The sequence below is a fragment of the Luteimonas campi genome, from assembly GCF_051162505.1.
In the GTDB taxonomy this organism is placed as follows: domain Bacteria; phylum Pseudomonadota; class Gammaproteobacteria; order Xanthomonadales; family Xanthomonadaceae; genus Luteimonas.
Genome location: NZ_JBNWEM010000002.1, coordinates 701,154 through 716,077, shown reverse-complemented (window position 1 = coordinate 716,077; position 14,924 = coordinate 701,154). Strand labels below are relative to the sequence as shown.

Here is a 14,924-nt window from a genome sequence, read left to right as displayed (position 1 = left end):
GAATGCGCGTCCCGTGGGTTCACGGGACGCGTGGCCTCGACGGCGCCCGCCGGGCCGTTCAGTCCTGAACGTCTTTCGTAACGGGCGCCGTCGTCGCGTCACAGCGCGGAGGCCACGCTGGATCCGCGTCCGCAGCGAGGTCGCCCAGGTAGATCTCCCCGGACAGCTGTCCCGCATCCTGGCCGAACAGCAGGCGGCGGCCATCGGGCGAAAACCTCGGCCCGACCTGGAATACGCTGTCTTCGCCGTGGATCCGCGGACCTGGCACCCAGTGGTCACCAGTGCGCGTGTAGAGGTAGATCCGTGAGCGCAGATCGCGGTCGGAGACCACGGCGAGCCGCGTACCGTCGCGCGACACCTCGGCTTCGAAATCGTTGGCCGGCGTATTGACTGCGACCACGTTGGCCACATGCCAATTTCCCGCGGCGTCGCGCGTTGCACGGTAGATGTCCGTGCCGCCGAGTCCACCGGGGCGGGCCGAGCCGAAGTAAAGATGGCCCGCGCGATCGACACTGGGCAGGAGTTCGGAGCTATCGCTGTTGACCGGCGCGGGCAAGCGTTCCGGCGTGCCCCAGTTGCCGCCGGCATCGCGGGCGACCACGTAGATGTCGAAGTCGTCGTTACCGACCTGGGCGAAGCGGTGGCGCGTCGAGATGAAGTAGAGCGAATTCCCGCCCGGCGCCAGGAAGGGATCGCCGTCATGCATCGCCGTGTCCGCCGAGAAGGCGGGTTCGAGGGGCGCAGTCCAGCGCCCCTCGACGCAACTGCTTTCCATCAGCCGGTAGCGCCCGAACGCGCGGTCGGCACGCATGAACACCGCCAGCCTGCCGTCCTCGCTGAAGGTCGGCGTGGTTTCGTACTGGTCGGTGCTCCAAGCGTCGGGTGTCCATCGCGCCACGGGCGCGTGCGTCGTGGCTTGCGCGCCATCCGATACCGCTGCGCCCGGTTGGGCGCAAGCCGCGCAGGTCGACACCAGCGCCAGTGCCCAGAACCGTCGCGTCACAGCCCCTCCTGCGGTCACGTCACCGATACGGCGGCGAGCGGGCGGCATTGGACCCGTCCGGCACTAAAGCCGCGTTCGCGCTGTGGCGCGGGGCCGGGAATCGCATCGGTGCATCCCTCGCCAAGAGGGGCGACAACGCTGCATGGAAAAAATGGCGCGCCTGGAGGGATTCGAACCCCCGACCAATGGCTTCGGAAGCCACTACTCTATCCGGCTGAGCTACAGGCGCGTGGCCGGGGATTGTCCCATGGACCGGGCCGCCGTGCGAGCCTTGACGGGCTTGGTAGGCTGGTGCGATGCGTGGGCAAGATTTCGATGATCCGATCGCGCCTGGGCCGCAGTGGCGCCAGCGCCTGCCGCTGTACTGGACCCTGGTGCGCGGCGACCGCCCGATCGGCTGGCTGCTGCTGCTGTGGCCGACCTGGTGGGGGCTGTGGATCGCGTCCGGCGGCGTGCCTTCGCCGTGGATCCTGTTCGTGTTCACTGCGGGGGTGTGGCTGACGCGCTCGGGCGGCTGCGTGATCAACGACTATGCCGACCGCTGGCTGGATGGTTCGGTCGAGCGCACCAAGGACCGGCCGCTGGCCACCGGCGCGGTGTCGGGGCGCGAAGCGCTGGCGGTGTTCGCGGTGCTCATGCTGGCGGCGTTCGCGCTGGTGCTCACGCTCAACCGGCTCACGGTGCTGATGAGCATCGTCGGCGTGCTGCTGGCGGCCAGCTATCCCTACCTCAAGCGCTACACCTACCTGCCGCAGGTGTACCTGGGCATGGCCTTCGGCTGGGGCATCCCGATGGGGTTCGCCGCGGTGCAGGGCGAGGTGCCGCCCGTGGCCTGGGTGCTGTACGTGGGCAACATCTTCTGGGCCACGGCCTACGACACCTGGTATGCGATGGTCGATCGCGACGACGACATCCGCATGGGCTCGAAGTCGACCGCGATCCTGTTCGGCGAACTCGACCTGGTGGCGCAGGCCGTGCTGTACGCGATGACCTTCGCCGCGCTGGCCCTGGTCGGACGGCAGGCCGGGCTGGGCTCGTGGTACTGGGCGGGGCTGGGAGTGGCGGCGCTGCTGGTGGCCTGGGAGTTCACGATCGCCCGCTACCGCGACCGCGCTGCCTGCTTCCGCGCCTTCCTGCACAACCACTGGGTGGGGCTGGTGGTCTTCGCCGGCATCGCGCTGGATTACGCGCTGCGCTGAACGCTGGGCCGCGGACAATCGCGCCCGGCCTCCGCCGAGAACGTGCGTCCGACGCGCCATCGCTGCGATGTGACCGGGCCCTGTCCAGCACCGGCCGCCATGCCCCCGGTTCCCGGGCGCGGTGCGGGCCGGGGCCGCTCTCCCTCCTGCTCACGGCACCCGCGCGCAGACCCACGCATCGACACGGGCCACGCCTGCCTTGCGCAGGGCGCGGGCCGCCGCATGCAGGGTCGCGCCGGTGGTCATCACGTCGTCGACCAGTACCACGTGCGCAGGCAACGCTATTCCCGCCCCGACCGCGAACGCCCCGCGCAGGTTGCGTCGTCGCGCGCCGGCATCGAGTTCTGACTGGGCCCGCGTGGCCCGCTGTCGCTGCAGTACCCCGGTCAGCAGAGGCAGGCGCAGCGCAGCGGCCAGCGGCCGCGCCAGTTCCAGCGCCTGGTCGTAGCCGCGCTGGCGCAGGCGGCTGCGGTGCAGCGGCACGGGCAGCAGGGCGTCCGGTGGATCGAGGGCGGCGAAGCGCGCGGCCATCGCCTCGGACAGCAGGCGGCCGGCCGCGAGGTCGCGATGGAACTTGAAGCGCGGCAGCAGCCGGTCGACCGGCGCGGCGTAGCGGAAGGCGGCGTGGGCGGCGTGCAGCGGCGGTGGCTGCTGCAGGCAGGCCCCGCAGGCCGACGCCGGTGCCGCCAGCGGCAGGGCGCAGCGTGCGCAGGCCGCGTCGTTCCACGGCAGGGCTGCACTGCAGGCGGGACAGAGATCGGCCCCCGGCGCCGTGGTTTCGCCGCAGCCGAGGCAGCGCGGTGGACACAGCCGCGTGCCCAGCCGGCGCCACCAGCCGTCAACCTGGATGCCCTCGGTTCGGTTGACAGGCCCCGGCATGCTTTCCAGACTGCCGGCCCGCCTCCGCCGTGTCTGTCAGGGAAAGCCGATGTCCGCCGTCAGCCCGCTCCGTTCCGCCGCCAGCCCGGGATCCGCCCAGATCCGCCACGACTGGACGACCGACGAGGTCGAGGCGCTGCTGGATCTCCCGTTCACCGAACTGCTGTTCCGCGCCGCCGAGGTCCACCGCCGCCATTTCGACCCCGCCGAGGTGCAGGTCAGCACCCTGCTGTCGGTCAAGACCGGCGGCTGCCCGGAGGACTGCGCCTACTGCCCGCAGGCGCAGCGCTACCACACCGGCGTGGAGGCGACCAAGCTGATGTCCACCGACGCGGTGCTGGAGAAGGCGCGCGCGGCCAAGGCCGCCGGCGCTTCGCGCTTCTGCATGGGCGCGGCCTGGCGTTCGCCCAAGGACCGCGACATCCCCAAGGTCGCCGAGATGATCCGCGAGGTGAAGGCGCTGGGCCTGGAGACCTGCGCCACCCTGGGGATGCTCAGCGGCGGACAGGCGCAGGCGCTCAGGGCCGCCGGCCTGGACTACTACAACCACAACATCGACACCGACCCGGAGTTCTACGACGCGGTGATCCGGACCCGCGAGATCCAGGACCGGCTCGACACCCTCGAACACGTCCGCGACGCGGGCATGAAGACCTGCTGCGGCGGCATCGTCGGCATGGGCGAGACCCGGCGCCAGCGCGCCGGCTTCCTGCGCACCCTGGCCAACCTGCCGGCGCACCCGGACTCGGTGCCGATCAACCGCCTGGTGCAGGTGGCCGGCACGCCGCTGCACGGCACCGCCGAGCTCGATCCCTTCGAGTTCGTGCGCACCATCGCCGTCGCCCGCCTGCTGATGCCGGCCTCGATGGTGCGGCTGTCGGCCGGGCGCGAGCAGATGTCCGACGAGCTGCAGGCGCTGTGCTTCGCCGCCGGCGCCAATTCGATCTTCCACGGCGAGAAGCTGCTGACCACCGGCAACCCCGACGTGGCCCAAGACCAGGCCCTGTTCCAGCGTCTCGGACTGCGCGCGATGCAGGTCGCCGTGGACGCGCCGGGCCACGACCATGGTGGTACCGTACACGCGGACATCTCGGCCGGACCCGGCGCACATGCCGCCGGCCCCGGGCCGGGATCCTGCGCGGCGGGGGGCCGCGTCTGACAGGAAGCGCCGCGATGCCGATCGAACGCCCGGACCTGCATGCCCGCGTCGCGGCCCTGCGCCAGCAGCGCAGCAGCGGATCGGCACGGCGCCACCGCCGCGAGGTCCTGCGCCGCGACGGTGTCCGCTGCGAGGTCTCCGACGGCCACGGCGGCAGCCGCAGCCTGCTGAACTTCTGCAGCAACGACTACCTGGGCCTGTCGCAGCACTTCGCCGTGGTCAACGCGCTGCAGGACGCGGCCGCGCGCGATGGCGCCGGCGGCGTCGCCTCGCACCTGGTCTGCGGCCACCACGCGGTCCACGGCGCGCTCGAGCGCGAGCTGGCCGACTGGCTGCAGGTGCCGCGCGCGCTGCTGTTCGGCAGCGGCTTTTCCGCCAACCTGGCGGTGATGCAGGCCCTGCTCCAGGACGACGATGTCTGCGTGCAGGACCGGCTCAACCACGCCAGCCTGATCGATGGCGCGCGCCTGGCCGGTTGCCACCTGCGCCGCTATCCGCATGCCGACGTGGAAGGCGCCCTGCGCCAGCTGCGCGGCGCGCCCGAGGGCGCGGCGATGCTGGCGACCGACGGCGTGTTCAGCATGGACGGCGACATCGCGCCGCTGCGCGAGCTGGCCATCGCCGCGCGCGTGCAGCAGGCCCTGCTGTACGTGGACGATGCGCATGGCGTCGGCGTGGTCGGCCCGGAGGGCCGCGGCTCGATCGCGGCGGCGGGGCTGGACGTGGCCGCGGTACCGCTGCGGCTGGCCACGCTGGGCAAGGCGGTGGGCGGCTGCGGCGCGGTGGTGGCCGGCGATGCCGACCTGGTCGAGCACCTGGCCGAAACCGCGCGCCCCTATCTCTACACCACCGCCCTGTCGCCGGCCCAGGCCGCCGCGACGCTCGCGGCGGTGAAGCTCGCCCGCCGCGACCAGTGGCGCCGCGAACGGCTGCACGAGCTGGTGCAGCGTTTCCGCGCGCGCGCGAGCCAGCATGGGCTGCAACTGCTGGCCTCCGAGACCCCGATCCAGCCCCTGCTGTGCGGCGACAATGCGCGCGCGCTGGTGATGGCCGAATCGCTGGAAGCCGCCGGCTACTGGATCGCCGCGATCCGGCCGCCGACCGTGCCCGAAGGACAGGCGCGGCTGCGCATCGCCTTCAGCGCCGCGCACGAACCGGCGCAGGCCGAGGCGCTGGCCGATGCCGTGGCCCTGGCCCGCGACCGCGCCGACGTCGCCGCCAACCGCAGCGCATGACCCGTACCGATGCAACCGGCCGCCTCGCGCTCGCGGCGGTCGGCCTCGCGCTGCTGTCCGCGCTGTTCTTCACCATGACCTACGTACTCAACCGGGCCAGCGCCAGCGGCGGCGGCCACTGGGCATGGTTGGCCAGCCTGCGTTACCTGATCACCCTGCCGCTGATGCTGCCGCTGGTGGCGCGCCGTGGCGCGATGGCGCCGGTGCTGCGCGCGATCGGCGCGCACCCCTGGGCCTGGCTGCGCTGCGCCGGGATCGGCTTCGTGCTGTTCTACGTGATGCTCTCGTACGCGGCCGCGAGCGGCCCGTCGTGGCTGGTCGCCGGCTCGTTCCAGTTCACCGTGATCGCGGGGATGCTGTGTGCGCCGCTGCTGTACCGCGACGCGCGGCGCCGCATCCCGGCGGCCGGGCTGGCGGTCGCGGGGGTGATCCTGGCCGGGGTGCTGCTGATGCAGTTCGGCCATGCCAGCGGCGCGCTGGATCGCGCGGCCTGGATCGCCCTGGCTTGCGTGCTGGTCTCGGCCGTCGCCTATCCCCTGGGCAACCGGCTGCTGCTGCTGCACCTGGAGCGCAGCGGCGAGCCGCTCGACGCCACCCAGCGCGTGTTCGGCATGACCCTGGCCAGCCAGCCGCTGTGGCTGCTGGTGGCCGCCTACGCGGCGCTGCAGGCCGGGCCGCCGACGCTGGCCCAGGTGTGGCTGGCCGCGGGCGTGGCGCTGTCGGCCGGCGTGGTCGCGACCATCCTGTTCTTCCGCGCCACCGGCATGGTCCGCGACCAGCCGCTGGCGCTCGGCGCGGTGGAGGCGATGCAGGGCGCCGAGGTGGTGTTCGCGGTGCTGCTCGGCGTGCTGCTGCTGGGCGAGTCCTGGCCGACGGGGATCGCGCTGCTGGGCGCGGCGGTGGTGGTGCTGGGCATCATCGCCTTCGCCTGGGCGGTGGCCCGGCCCGCGGCGGGGCGGGGCGAGACGCGTGTGTTGCATACGGACAAGGGTGGATGAGCGGAATGTTGCGGATCGATACGCGCGGCCAGGGGCCGGATCTGGTGCTGCTGCACGGCTGGGCCATGCATGGCGGTGTGTTCGCCGCGCTGGCCGAGCGCCTGGCGGCGCACTTCACCCTGCATCTGGTCGACCTGCCCGGCCACGGCGGCAGCCGCGACAGCGGCCTGCCGCTGGCGCTGGAGCCGGTGGTCGAAGCCCTGGCCGGGCGACTGCCGCCCGCGCTGTGGGCAGGCTGGTCGCTGGGTGGCTTGTTCGCGCTGCATGCCGCGGCCACGCGGCCGGCGCAGGTGCGCGGCCTGGCGATGATCTGCGCCAGCCCGCGCTTCGTGCGGGGCGAGGACTGGCCGCTGGGCATGTCGCCGGAAATCTTCCGCGGCTTCGCGCTGGGCCTGCGTGCAGACTACCGGACCACGCTGGAGCGTTTCATCGCGCTGGAGGCGTTCGGCTCGGACGATGCGCGGCACGAGATGCGGATGCTGCGCAACGAAGTGTTCGCGCGCGGCGAGCCGGCCGCGCACGTGCTGGCCGACGGCCTCGCTTTGCTGGAAACCGCCGACCTGCGCGCCACGCTCCCGGCACTGCCGATGCCCAGCCTGTGGCTGGCCGGGCGCCGCGACCGCCTGGTCGATCCGCGCGCGATGCGCGCCGCGGCCGAGCAGGTGGCGCAGGCGGAGGTGGTGGTGGTCGAACATGCCGGACACGCGCCGTTCCTGACCAATGCCGATGAGGTGGCGGATGCGATCGCGGCCCTGGCCGCGCGCACCGGAGGCGACCGGACATGAGCCGCGGTCCGGATCCGCTGTTCGACGCGCGCCAGGTGCGACGCGCGTTCTCCCGCGCGTCCTCGAGCTATGCATCCGCCTCGGCCCTGCAGCGCGAGGTCGAGGCACGGCTGCTGGAATCGCTGGACCTGCTGGCGCTCGACCCGGAGCGCGAGGTCGGCTGGCAGCCAGGCTGCGTGCTCGATGTGGGCAGCGGCCCCGGGCATGCCGCGCAAGCCATGCGCCAGCGCTGGCCCAAGGCGCGCATCGTGACGCTCGACCTGGCGCTGCCGATGCTGCGCGGGATGCCGGCGCGCGCCGGCTGGAACCCGCTGCGGCGGCCGCTCGATCGCGTCTGCGCCGACCTGCGCGCGCTGCCGCTGGCCGATGGCAGCGTCGACGTGCTGTTCTCCAACCTCTGCCTGCAGTGGATCGACGATCTGCCGGCCGCGTTCGCCGGCTTCCGGCGGGTGCTGAAGCCCGGTGGCCTGCTGCTGTGCTCGACCTTCGGGCCGGACACCCTGTGGGAACTGCGCGAGGCCTTCGCCCGCGCCGACGAGACGGTGCCGCATGTGAGTCCCTTCGCCAGCATCGCCCAGTTCGGCGATGCGTTGATGCACGCGGGCTTCCGCGACCCGGTGCTCGACCGCGATCTGTTCGAGCGTGGCCACCCGGACCTGCCTGCGCTGATGCGCGAACTGCGCGCGATCGGTGCGACCAACGCGCTGCACGCGCGCCGCCACACGCTGACCGGCCGCAAGCGCTTCGCTGCGGCAGCGGCGGCCTACGAACCCCTGCGCGGTCCGGATGGCCTGCTGCCGGCCAGCTGGGAAGTGATCACTGCCCTGGCCTGGGCGCCGCAGCCGGGCGCGCCGATCCGCGAGGGCGGGCAGGAGGTGGCCAGCTTCCCGGCCAGCAGGATCCCGATCCGGCGCCGGGGCTGAGCGCGGGCTCTCACGGCCGGCGCAGACGGCTGTCGCCGCGGAACGTTGCGCCCGTGATGTGCACGGTTTCGGCAGCGCGCTGGCCGTGCAATTCTCATGGAGCGGCGGGGCGATTCGCTCCCTTGGACGCGCCACGGCCACCGATCCTGCGATGCAGCGCCGCGGCGACCGCTTGTCCGCAGCTGCGAAGCGACCCGCTCGCGCCTGTCCCGCGCACGCGTCCGCCGGCGCGGAGGACAAGCGCAGGCGGGAATGGCCACCCGCGCGACGGCGCGGATTCAGCCAGGGGCCCTAGACTCGGCCTCCCATGCTGCGGATGCGCCATGACAGGTTCTTCTCCAATCTGCGGGAGTCCGACCGGGCTGGCACGCAGCGAATCAGGCCTGCGGATCGATCTCCTGACCGGGCGGAAAGCGACCCAGGACCGCCAGCGCGCGGTGTCGACGCGAGGCGGGAACGCCGGACTGTCCCCCGTGCCTAAACCCCATACTTCGAGAAGCATCCGATGAGAATCCTGACTGCCGCGCTCTGCCTGTCGCTGCTCGCCTGGTCGCCTGCGCAGGCACAGTCCTCGCGCATCGACCTGTCCGGCATCGATCCGATGCAGGTGCTCGCCGGCGCCAGCGACGTGCTGGCGCGCGCGCCGGATGCCGATATCGATCGCTTGTTCAAGGCCGTGCATGCGGCTTCGCGCGACGAGCGCGAGGCGCGCGGCCTGTGCGCGCTGTTCGAGCCGGATGCCGACCGCAGTCTGGCCGGCCTGCAGCGCGCGGCCAACGCGCTGGGCGAGCAGAGCCGCCTGCGCTTCATCGACGCGGTGACCGCGGTGGCGATCAACGGCCTGCAGGCGCCGCCGCGCGCCTTTGACCCGGCCGCGGGCGAGCAGGTGCTCAAGGCCGCGACGGTCACCGGGATGATGCTGCACGACGGCTTCCTGCTCGGCCTGTCCAACACCGGCGGCGATGCGGCCAGCCGCCACGCGCGCTGCTCGGCATTCCGGCAGCTGGTCGACGTGCTCGATGGCTTCAGCCTCGGCGATCGCGTCGCCGCGACCCGCTACCTGCTCAGCGAAGGGCTGTCCCGCTACGGCGGGGATCTCTAACCACCGCGCCATCTCGCCGCCGCAGACGCGGCCTCCGCCAGAGGCGACCGCCACCTGACGCAAGGCGGCCGCCACCTGCCTGCATCCAGGCATGGACGGCCGCCTCACGCGTGCCGTCCCGGCTCCGCCGAACAACCCTTGCGCGGGACGCGGCAGCCCGGGCGCCGGTCGCGACCACCGCAACCCGAGCGCCCCGCCGCAACTTCCGCGGCGGGGCGCGAGGATCACTGGTAGACGCGGACGTAGTCCACGTACATGCGCTGCGGGAACACGCTGCTTGCGTCCGGGCTGCCCGGCCATGTGCCGCCCACCGCGATGTTGAGCAGCAGGAAGAACGGTTGGTCGAACACCCAGGCGCCACGGGCTTCGACCTGGGCGCGGGTGACGGCGTAGAACTGCTGGCCATCGACGAACCAGCGGATGCCGTTGGTATCCCATTCCACCGCATACAGCCGGTAGGCCGCATCCGCCTGCTGGCCGAGGTCGTGGGTCCCCGTGAACGGGGTGTTGCCCGAGTATCCCGGGCCGTGGATCGCGCCATGGGTCAGCATTGGCTCGAAGCCGACGTGTTCCATGATGTCGATCTCGCCGCTGTTGGGCCAGCCGACCTGGCCGAAGTTGCTGCCGAGCATCCAGAACGCCGGCCAGATGCCCTGCGTCTGCGGCAGGCGGATGCGCGCCTCGATGCGACCATGGCGGAACTCGCGCTTGCCGCGCGAGATCATGCGCGTGGAGCTGTACTGGCAGCTGCCGTACCAGCAGGAGGCGCCGCTGGGCGCGCCGCGCCTCGCCTCGATCACCAGCACATTGCTGCCGATCGACGCATCGTGCTGGATGAAGGCGTTCTGGCCGTTGGTGTAGTACTGCAGCTCGCTGTTGCCCCAGCCGTGGCCGCCGGTCTCGAAGGTCCAGTTGGCGGTGCTGGCGCTGTCGAACTCGTCGGACCACACCAGGTTGCGCGCCGCGGGCCGGACGATGATGGAACTGGTGCGGTCGTTGAAGGCCTCGTTGTCCAGGCAGGCGTCGTTGCCCCGCACCACGGTCGATGCACCGCCGAAGTTGTCGTTCTCGTACAGCACCGCTTCGTAGCCCTGCGCCACCTGGATCGACGAAGCGGCATCGTTGACCAGTCCACGCGACTGCAGTGCGGCCAGACGGTAGGAACCCACGTCGAGCGTGGCGGCCCAGCCGCCGTAGTTGCAGTGCTGGTGGACGACCGCCCTGGCCTCGGTCGTCCCGGCAGGCACCACCTCGATCCAGTTGAAGTTCCAGTCGCCGCTCTGCGCGTACACGCCGAGACTGTGGGTTCCGGCACTGAGCGTCACCGTCCTGCTGACCGTGGTCCAGTTCTGCCAGCCGCCGGTATTGGGAATGGCGAAGTTGCCGAGCAAGACCGTGCCGCCGTTCAGATCGACCGAAGCAGTGGCGCCCACCGGACTCGCGACGCGCATGCGGATGGTGTAGCTGCCGGTGGCCGGGATCGACAGGCCAGCGTACGCCAGCCACTCGCCGGTCGCGATCCAGCCGACGTTGTGGCCGCCGCCGCCGTCGGTCGTGGCTTCGATGTCCACGTCGTCGGCGCGATAGGCGCCGCCGCTGTTGCCTGGCGTGGTGTCGTGATACGCGCCGTAATTCTCCGCCTGGAAGACCACGGCGCCGGCGTCGGCGGCGAGACAGGCGAACAAGGCGGCACCCGTGGCCGACAGGACGCGGGTACGGATGTGGCTCGATCGGTACATGGCGGCTCTTCCCTGCGCTGGTGGAGACTTGCCCCTGGGCATCGCGCCGCCCATCTGTGGGCGGGTGCCCCTTGCGGGCAGGCGTGCATTGCAGGGCAGGGATCGGGAAAAAGCCGATATCGGTGTCACAGAACCGCGACCGTGTCGCAGGTTCCTGCGTTCGCGTGCAGAACGCGCGGCGAGGCATGGCTCGCGAACGGGGGTAGCGGCCACGCGATGGTCAGCACGTGTCGCGCCTGAAGCCGCACCTGGCTGTGCAGGCCCGATGTGGCCGGACCGCATTGTCGCGCCTGCCGTCGTGAGCGCCTGCGCGTTGTCCGGATCGCGCCCACAACCGGTCCGCTTCCGTCGGCCTGTCGTCCGGCAGGCGTCTGTCGCCTATCCGCGATGTCATGGGGATGGGTCGCACGCTCTCGGTCCCGGTTGCAGGCGGGTGCGCAAGACCGCCGTGGCGCTGCCGGCGCGGGTTGCGGTCTTGGCGTCTGCGCTCGCAGCTGCGCACGGCGCCTGCGTACGCCTGTGCGGGTCGTGCCGGTGGCGATAAGCCGTCAGGCGCCGCGCCAGCGGCCGGACGCTCAGCGCACCTGCGCGAGCCAGTCGGTGAGGTTGTAGTAGTTGCTCACCCGCGCGATGCGGCTATCGCGGACCTCGAAAAACGCGCCGCCGGGCAGCACGTAACGCTGCCCGCGGGCCGGCGGCAAACCCTCGTCGTCGGCCAGATACTCGCCGTGCACGATGTACTCGGCGGAGAGTCGGCTGCCGTCGGCGGTCGCCATCACCACGATATCGTGCAGTTGCTCGCGGTAGCAGCGGTCCATGCGCGCCATGAACGCCGCAAAGGCCGCGCGACCGGTCTCGCGCGGCCCCTGGTTGAGGTCGTGCACGACGTCGTCTGCGAGCAGGGCCAGCATCGCCTCGCGATCGCCGCGGTTGAATGCTGCGTAGTAGGCCAGCACCAGTTCGGTCCCGCGGTCGTGCAGGCGGTTGCCGTCGATATGCATTGTTCGAGCCCCTGGAGCGCGCCGGTTCGCGCGGGGCGATGATAGCGCGGGCGCCTAGCGCGGCTTGACGACGAGGTCGCGGTGGAAGAAGTAGACCTCGCGCGCGAGGAACTCCCAGCGCGTGCGGAACGAGCGGAAGCGCGTGGTCGGCGTGGGCGAACCGACCGCGTCGATGCCCAGCCCGCGGCACAGGCGCAGCGCACGTGCCATGTGCAGGGGATCGCTGACCACGATCGCGCGCTGCAGGCCGTTCTCGTGCATCAGCCGGCGCGCCTCGAACAGGTTCTGGTAGGTGGTCTGGGAGGTCGATTCGATCAGGATCGCCGCTTCGGGCACGCCGGCGCGCATCGCGTAGCGGCGCGCGACCTGCGACTCGGCGAAGCGCGCGCCGCCACCGCCGTAGCCGCCGGTGAAGATGAGCTTGTCGGCCAGGCCGTCGCGGAACAGGTCCAGGCCGTGCTCGATGCGCGCCTTGAACACCGGCGAGGGCACCGCATCGTAGGCCGCCGCACCCAGCACGATGATGGCGTCGGCCGGGGCGGCCTGGTCGCGCTCGCCGGTCCAGTGGATCCAGCCGGCCACGCCGCCCAGCCACAGCAGGCACAACAGCAGCAGGCGCAGCAGCAGATGCGGCAGGCGGCGGGGTGCAGCCTGGCGCTTCATGCCGGCATCCATGGCAGGCGTTCGGGATCGGCGTTGCCGCCGGTCAGCACGATGCCCACCTGCCGGCCGGCGAACCGCGCGGGCTGCGCGAGCACCGCCGCCAGCGCGATCGCCGACGAGGGCTCGACCAGCAGCTTGAGTTCGGCCAGCAGCCAGCGCATTGCCATGATCGTGTCCGCGTCCTCGACCACCACCACCTGCGGGGCGTGCGCCTGCAGCAGGCGGAAGTTGGGGGCGCCGACCACCGTGCGCAGGCCGTCGCAGATCGTGTTCGGCGCCAGTTCGGTCCAGCGTTCGCCGCGCCGCAGCGATTCGAAGGTGTCGGCGGCGCCGGCAGGCTCGGCCAGCACCAGTTCGGTCGCAGGCGCGATACCGGCCACGGCGATCCCCGTGCCGCTGGCCAGCCCGCCGCCGCCCACCGGGACCACCACCACATCCAGTTCCGGCACCTCGCCCAGCAGCTCGAGTGCTGCGGTGCCCTGTCCGGCGATCACCCGCGCATCGGCATAGGGATGGACCAGGGTCGCGCCGGTCGCGGCCTGCACCTGGGCGCACACCGTTTCGCGCGCCTCAATGGTCGCCGCGCAGCGATGCAGCACCGCACCCAGCCCGGCGATACGCGCGAGCTTGGCGGCGACCGCGCCCTCGGGCACCACCACGTGGCAGGGAATGCCGCGCAGCCGCGCGGCCAGTGCCAGCGCACCACCATGGTTGCCCGAGGAGTGGGTGACCACACCGCGCGCGGCGACTTCTGCGTCGAGCGCGAACACCGCATTGCAGGCGCCCCGGAACTTGAATGCGCCGCCGCGCTGCAACGGCTCTGCCTTGAAAAAGATGCGGCAGCCCGCGCGCTCGTCGAGCGCCGCGGCGCGCAGGACCGGGGTCACCGTCGCATGGGGCGCGATGCGTGCCGCCGCGTCCAGCACGTCGTCGAAATGCGGAAGCGGCGGGACGGCAGACATCGACAACAGACTAGCCCATCGCCGCCGAGCGTGTTCAGCAACCCCAACGACATGCCGGCTGGATTAAGCACGGATTCAAAGCGCCCGGCCGATGCTGCGGTTTCGCAGGAACGGGGGTTCGCCATGATCCGCAGGCTGTTGATCGCGCTGGTGGCCGCAGCAGCGCTGTCGGGCTGTGCCAGTGATTACTACTATCGGGGCAGCGGCGGGGGCGATTACTACTACGGCAGCCCCGCCTACTCGGGCTACTACGGCGCGCCCTACAGCTCCCTGGGCTATGGCCACGGCGGCTGGTATGGCGGCGTGGGCTACGGCTATGGGCGCTATGCGCCGTACCGGCGCTACTACGGCTATGGCGGCTGGTATGGATCGCCCTACGCCGGCTACGCGCCCTGGCCGTCCTACTATTACCCCTACCATCCGCGTCCCCGGCCCCGGCCCAGGCCCGACCATGAGCCGCCGCCGCCCGCCGCCGAGCGCGTTACCGGAGGCAACCTGCAGCCGCGGCGCCGGCTCTCTGCCCAGCCGCAGCAGGCGGCACCGATGATCGCGCCGCAGCGCCGGATGGACAGTCAGCCGCTGCGGCGCCCGTCGATGTCCGGTGCGCCGGTGGCCGCACCGCCGCGGCTCCAGCGCCGGACCTCGGAACCGCTTCGGCCGGTGATGCGCGCCCCGGCGCCGGCCAGCGCGCCGCGGATGTCCGCCCCGCGTCCGCAGACCGCCGCACCGCGCATGGCGCCGCGTCCCGCGTCGCGCATGGACCGTGGCGGCCCCGGGCAACGGGAGCGCCAGGTCGAACCGTAGGTCGAAAACCGCTTGCACCCGACGCGAGTGGGGTTCAAGCTAGCCGCCAGTGACCGGCTGCGTCGGATTCCGACGTAATCAGGTCCAGAACGACAAAAATTCCGCGAGTCGACTCCCGGCGGGGGATACCGGATCCCCCCTGTTCCGCTCCCGCCGGGCGTCGGCGCCTCTTCCGAGGCGCCGGGCGCCGCCCCAGAAGGTGCGAGCCCACAAAAGAATGGGGCCGGATGTCCCCCGACATCCGGCCCCTTTGCTTCCCCGGGTTGTGCTTGGCCAGCCCTGTTCCAATCTCCGGCCGCGCCCCCCAAGACGCTTGCCAATCCGGGTGCAGGGGACAGTTCGCAGGAAGCGTGCCAACTCCGGGCGACCGGGTGGCAGGGGACAGGTCCTCCCTGAAGAAGCCGCCGCACGGATGCCCCGGCCTGGGCTGCCGACTTGCGCCGGTCGCTACCGCCGCGGAACATGCCGCAGC

The 14,924-nt window shown here is 71.8% G+C and carries 14 protein-coding genes and 1 tRNA gene; 8 read left to right on the top strand and 7 right to left on the bottom strand.

Going from position 1 to position 14,924, the window contains the following annotated elements; genetic code table 11:
• Positions 1–58: 58 nt before the first annotated feature.
• Together ACQYVW_RS08185 and ACQYVW_RS08180 are read right to left on the bottom strand one after the other, a co-directional pair.
• A complete protein-coding gene (locus ACQYVW_RS08185) occupies positions 59–1,003 on the bottom strand; it encodes a TolB family protein (protein WP_434946630.1) in 945 nt (314 codons plus the stop codon).
• Positions 1,004–1,155: 152 nt separating this feature from the next.
• Positions 1,156–1,232, bottom strand: a tRNA-Arg gene (locus ACQYVW_RS08180).
• A gap of 67 nt (positions 1,233–1,299) precedes the next feature.
• Between ACQYVW_RS08180 and ubiA the strand changes: the two genes are divergently transcribed.
• On the top strand, positions 1,300–2,202 hold the full coding sequence (ubiA, locus tag ACQYVW_RS08175) for a 4-hydroxybenzoate octaprenyltransferase (protein ID WP_434933501.1): 903 nt from the start codon (positions 1,300–1,302) through the stop codon (positions 2,200–2,202).
• A gap of 150 nt (positions 2,203–2,352) precedes the next feature.
• On the opposite strand, the gene ACQYVW_RS08170 is transcribed toward ubiA, so the two are convergent.
• Positions 2,353–3,081, bottom strand: coding sequence for a ComF family protein (locus ACQYVW_RS08170; protein ID WP_434946629.1), 729 nt, complete (start codon positions 3,079–3,081; stop codon positions 2,353–2,355).
• A gap of 49 nt (positions 3,082–3,130) precedes the next feature.
• Between ACQYVW_RS08170 and bioB the strand changes: the two genes are divergently transcribed.
• From bioB to ACQYVW_RS08140, 6 genes are all read left to right on the top strand, one after another.
• Positions 3,131–4,240 carry a biotin synthase BioB gene (gene bioB / locus ACQYVW_RS08165; RefSeq protein ID WP_434946628.1) on the top strand — a complete coding sequence of 370 codons (1,110 nt, stop codon included), beginning with the start codon at positions 3,131–3,133 and terminating at the stop codon, positions 4,238–4,240.
• A 20-nt stretch (positions 4,241–4,260) separates the two neighbouring features.
• Positions 4,261–5,475, top strand: coding sequence for an 8-amino-7-oxononanoate synthase (gene bioF, locus ACQYVW_RS08160; protein ID WP_434946869.1), 1,215 nt, complete (start codon positions 4,261–4,263; stop codon positions 5,473–5,475).
• Positions 5,472–6,473, top strand: coding sequence for a multidrug resistance efflux transporter family protein (locus tag ACQYVW_RS08155; RefSeq protein ID WP_434946627.1), 1,002 nt, complete (start codon positions 5,472–5,474; stop codon positions 6,471–6,473). The genes bioF and ACQYVW_RS08155 overlap by 4 nt, the downstream gene beginning before the upstream one ends.
• Positions 6,474–6,481: 8 nt before the next feature.
• A complete protein-coding gene (gene bioH, locus ACQYVW_RS08150; protein ID WP_434946868.1) occupies positions 6,482–7,258 on the top strand; it encodes a pimeloyl-ACP methyl ester esterase BioH in 777 nt (258 codons plus the stop codon).
• Entirely contained in the window at positions 7,255–8,181 is a 927-nt protein-coding gene (bioC, locus tag ACQYVW_RS08145) for a malonyl-ACP O-methyltransferase BioC (RefSeq protein ID WP_434935674.1), read from the top strand. The genes bioH and bioC overlap by 4 nt, the downstream gene beginning before the upstream one ends.
• 505 nt (positions 8,182–8,686) lie before the next feature.
• Positions 8,687–9,283, top strand: a complete 597-nt coding sequence (locus ACQYVW_RS08140) for a hypothetical protein (protein ID WP_434946626.1) — start codon at positions 8,687–8,689, stop codon at positions 9,281–9,283.
• A gap of 224 nt (positions 9,284–9,507) precedes the next feature.
• On the opposite strand, the gene ACQYVW_RS08135 is transcribed toward ACQYVW_RS08140, so the two are convergent.
• The 4 genes from ACQYVW_RS08135 to ACQYVW_RS08120 form a co-directional block, all read right to left on the bottom strand.
• On the bottom strand, positions 9,508–11,022 hold the full coding sequence (locus ACQYVW_RS08135; protein ID WP_434946625.1) for a carbohydrate-binding protein: 1,515 nt from the start codon (positions 11,020–11,022) through the stop codon (positions 9,508–9,510).
• Positions 11,023–11,597: 575 nt separating this feature from the next.
• Positions 11,598–12,023: a ketosteroid isomerase-related protein gene (locus tag ACQYVW_RS08130; RefSeq protein WP_434946624.1), complete on the bottom strand. Its 426-nt coding sequence runs from the start codon at positions 12,021–12,023 to the stop codon at positions 11,598–11,600.
• Between the two features lie 54 nt (positions 12,024–12,077).
• Positions 12,078–12,686: a YdcF family protein gene (locus tag ACQYVW_RS08125; protein ID WP_434946623.1), complete on the bottom strand. Its 609-nt coding sequence runs from the start codon at positions 12,684–12,686 to the stop codon at positions 12,078–12,080.
• Positions 12,683–13,648 (bottom strand): pyridoxal-phosphate dependent enzyme, encoded by a 966-nt coding sequence (locus ACQYVW_RS08120; protein ID WP_434946622.1) that lies wholly within the window; start codon positions 13,646–13,648, stop codon positions 12,683–12,685. Before ACQYVW_RS08120 ends, ACQYVW_RS08125 begins: the two co-directional genes overlap by 4 nt.
• Positions 13,649–13,771: 123 nt before the next feature.
• Between ACQYVW_RS08120 and ACQYVW_RS08115 the strand changes: the two genes are divergently transcribed.
• A complete protein-coding gene (locus tag ACQYVW_RS08115; protein WP_434946621.1) occupies positions 13,772–14,452 on the top strand; it encodes a hypothetical protein in 681 nt (226 codons plus the stop codon).
• Positions 14,453–14,924: the final 472 nt, after the last annotated feature.

Excerpts from the sequence above, each read along its gene's own strand:
- ubiA (WP_434933501.1), top strand. The coding sequence starts at position 1,300 with ATGCGTGGGCAAGATTTCGATGATCCGATCGCGCCTGGGCCGCAGTGG.
- ACQYVW_RS08170 (WP_434946629.1), bottom strand. The coding sequence starts at position 3,081 with ATGCCGGGGCCTGTCAACCGAACCGAGGGCATCCAGGTTGACGGCTGG.
- bioB (WP_434946628.1), top strand. The coding sequence starts at position 3,131 with ATGTCCGCCGTCAGCCCGCTCCGTTCCGCCGCCAGCCCGGGATCCGCC.
- ACQYVW_RS08155 (WP_434946627.1), top strand. The coding sequence starts at position 5,472 with ATGACCCGTACCGATGCAACCGGCCGCCTCGCGCTCGCGGCGGTCGGC.
- bioC (WP_434935674.1), top strand. The coding sequence starts at position 7,255 with ATGAGCCGCGGTCCGGATCCGCTGTTCGACGCGCGCCAGGTGCGACGC.
- ACQYVW_RS08140 (WP_434946626.1), top strand. The coding sequence starts at position 8,687 with ATGAGAATCCTGACTGCCGCGCTCTGCCTGTCGCTGCTCGCCTGGTCG.
- ACQYVW_RS08135 (WP_434946625.1), bottom strand. The coding sequence starts at position 11,022 with ATGTACCGATCGAGCCACATCCGTACCCGCGTCCTGTCGGCCACGGGT.
- ACQYVW_RS08130 (WP_434946624.1), bottom strand. The coding sequence starts at position 12,023 with ATGCATATCGACGGCAACCGCCTGCACGACCGCGGGACCGAACTGGTG.
- ACQYVW_RS08125 (WP_434946623.1), bottom strand. The coding sequence starts at position 12,686 with ATGAAGCGCCAGGCTGCACCCCGCCGCCTGCCGCATCTGCTGCTGCGC.
- ACQYVW_RS08120 (WP_434946622.1), bottom strand. The coding sequence starts at position 13,648 with ATGTCTGCCGTCCCGCCGCTTCCGCATTTCGACGACGTGCTGGACGCG.
- ACQYVW_RS08115 (WP_434946621.1), top strand. The coding sequence starts at position 13,772 with ATGATCCGCAGGCTGTTGATCGCGCTGGTGGCCGCAGCAGCGCTGTCG.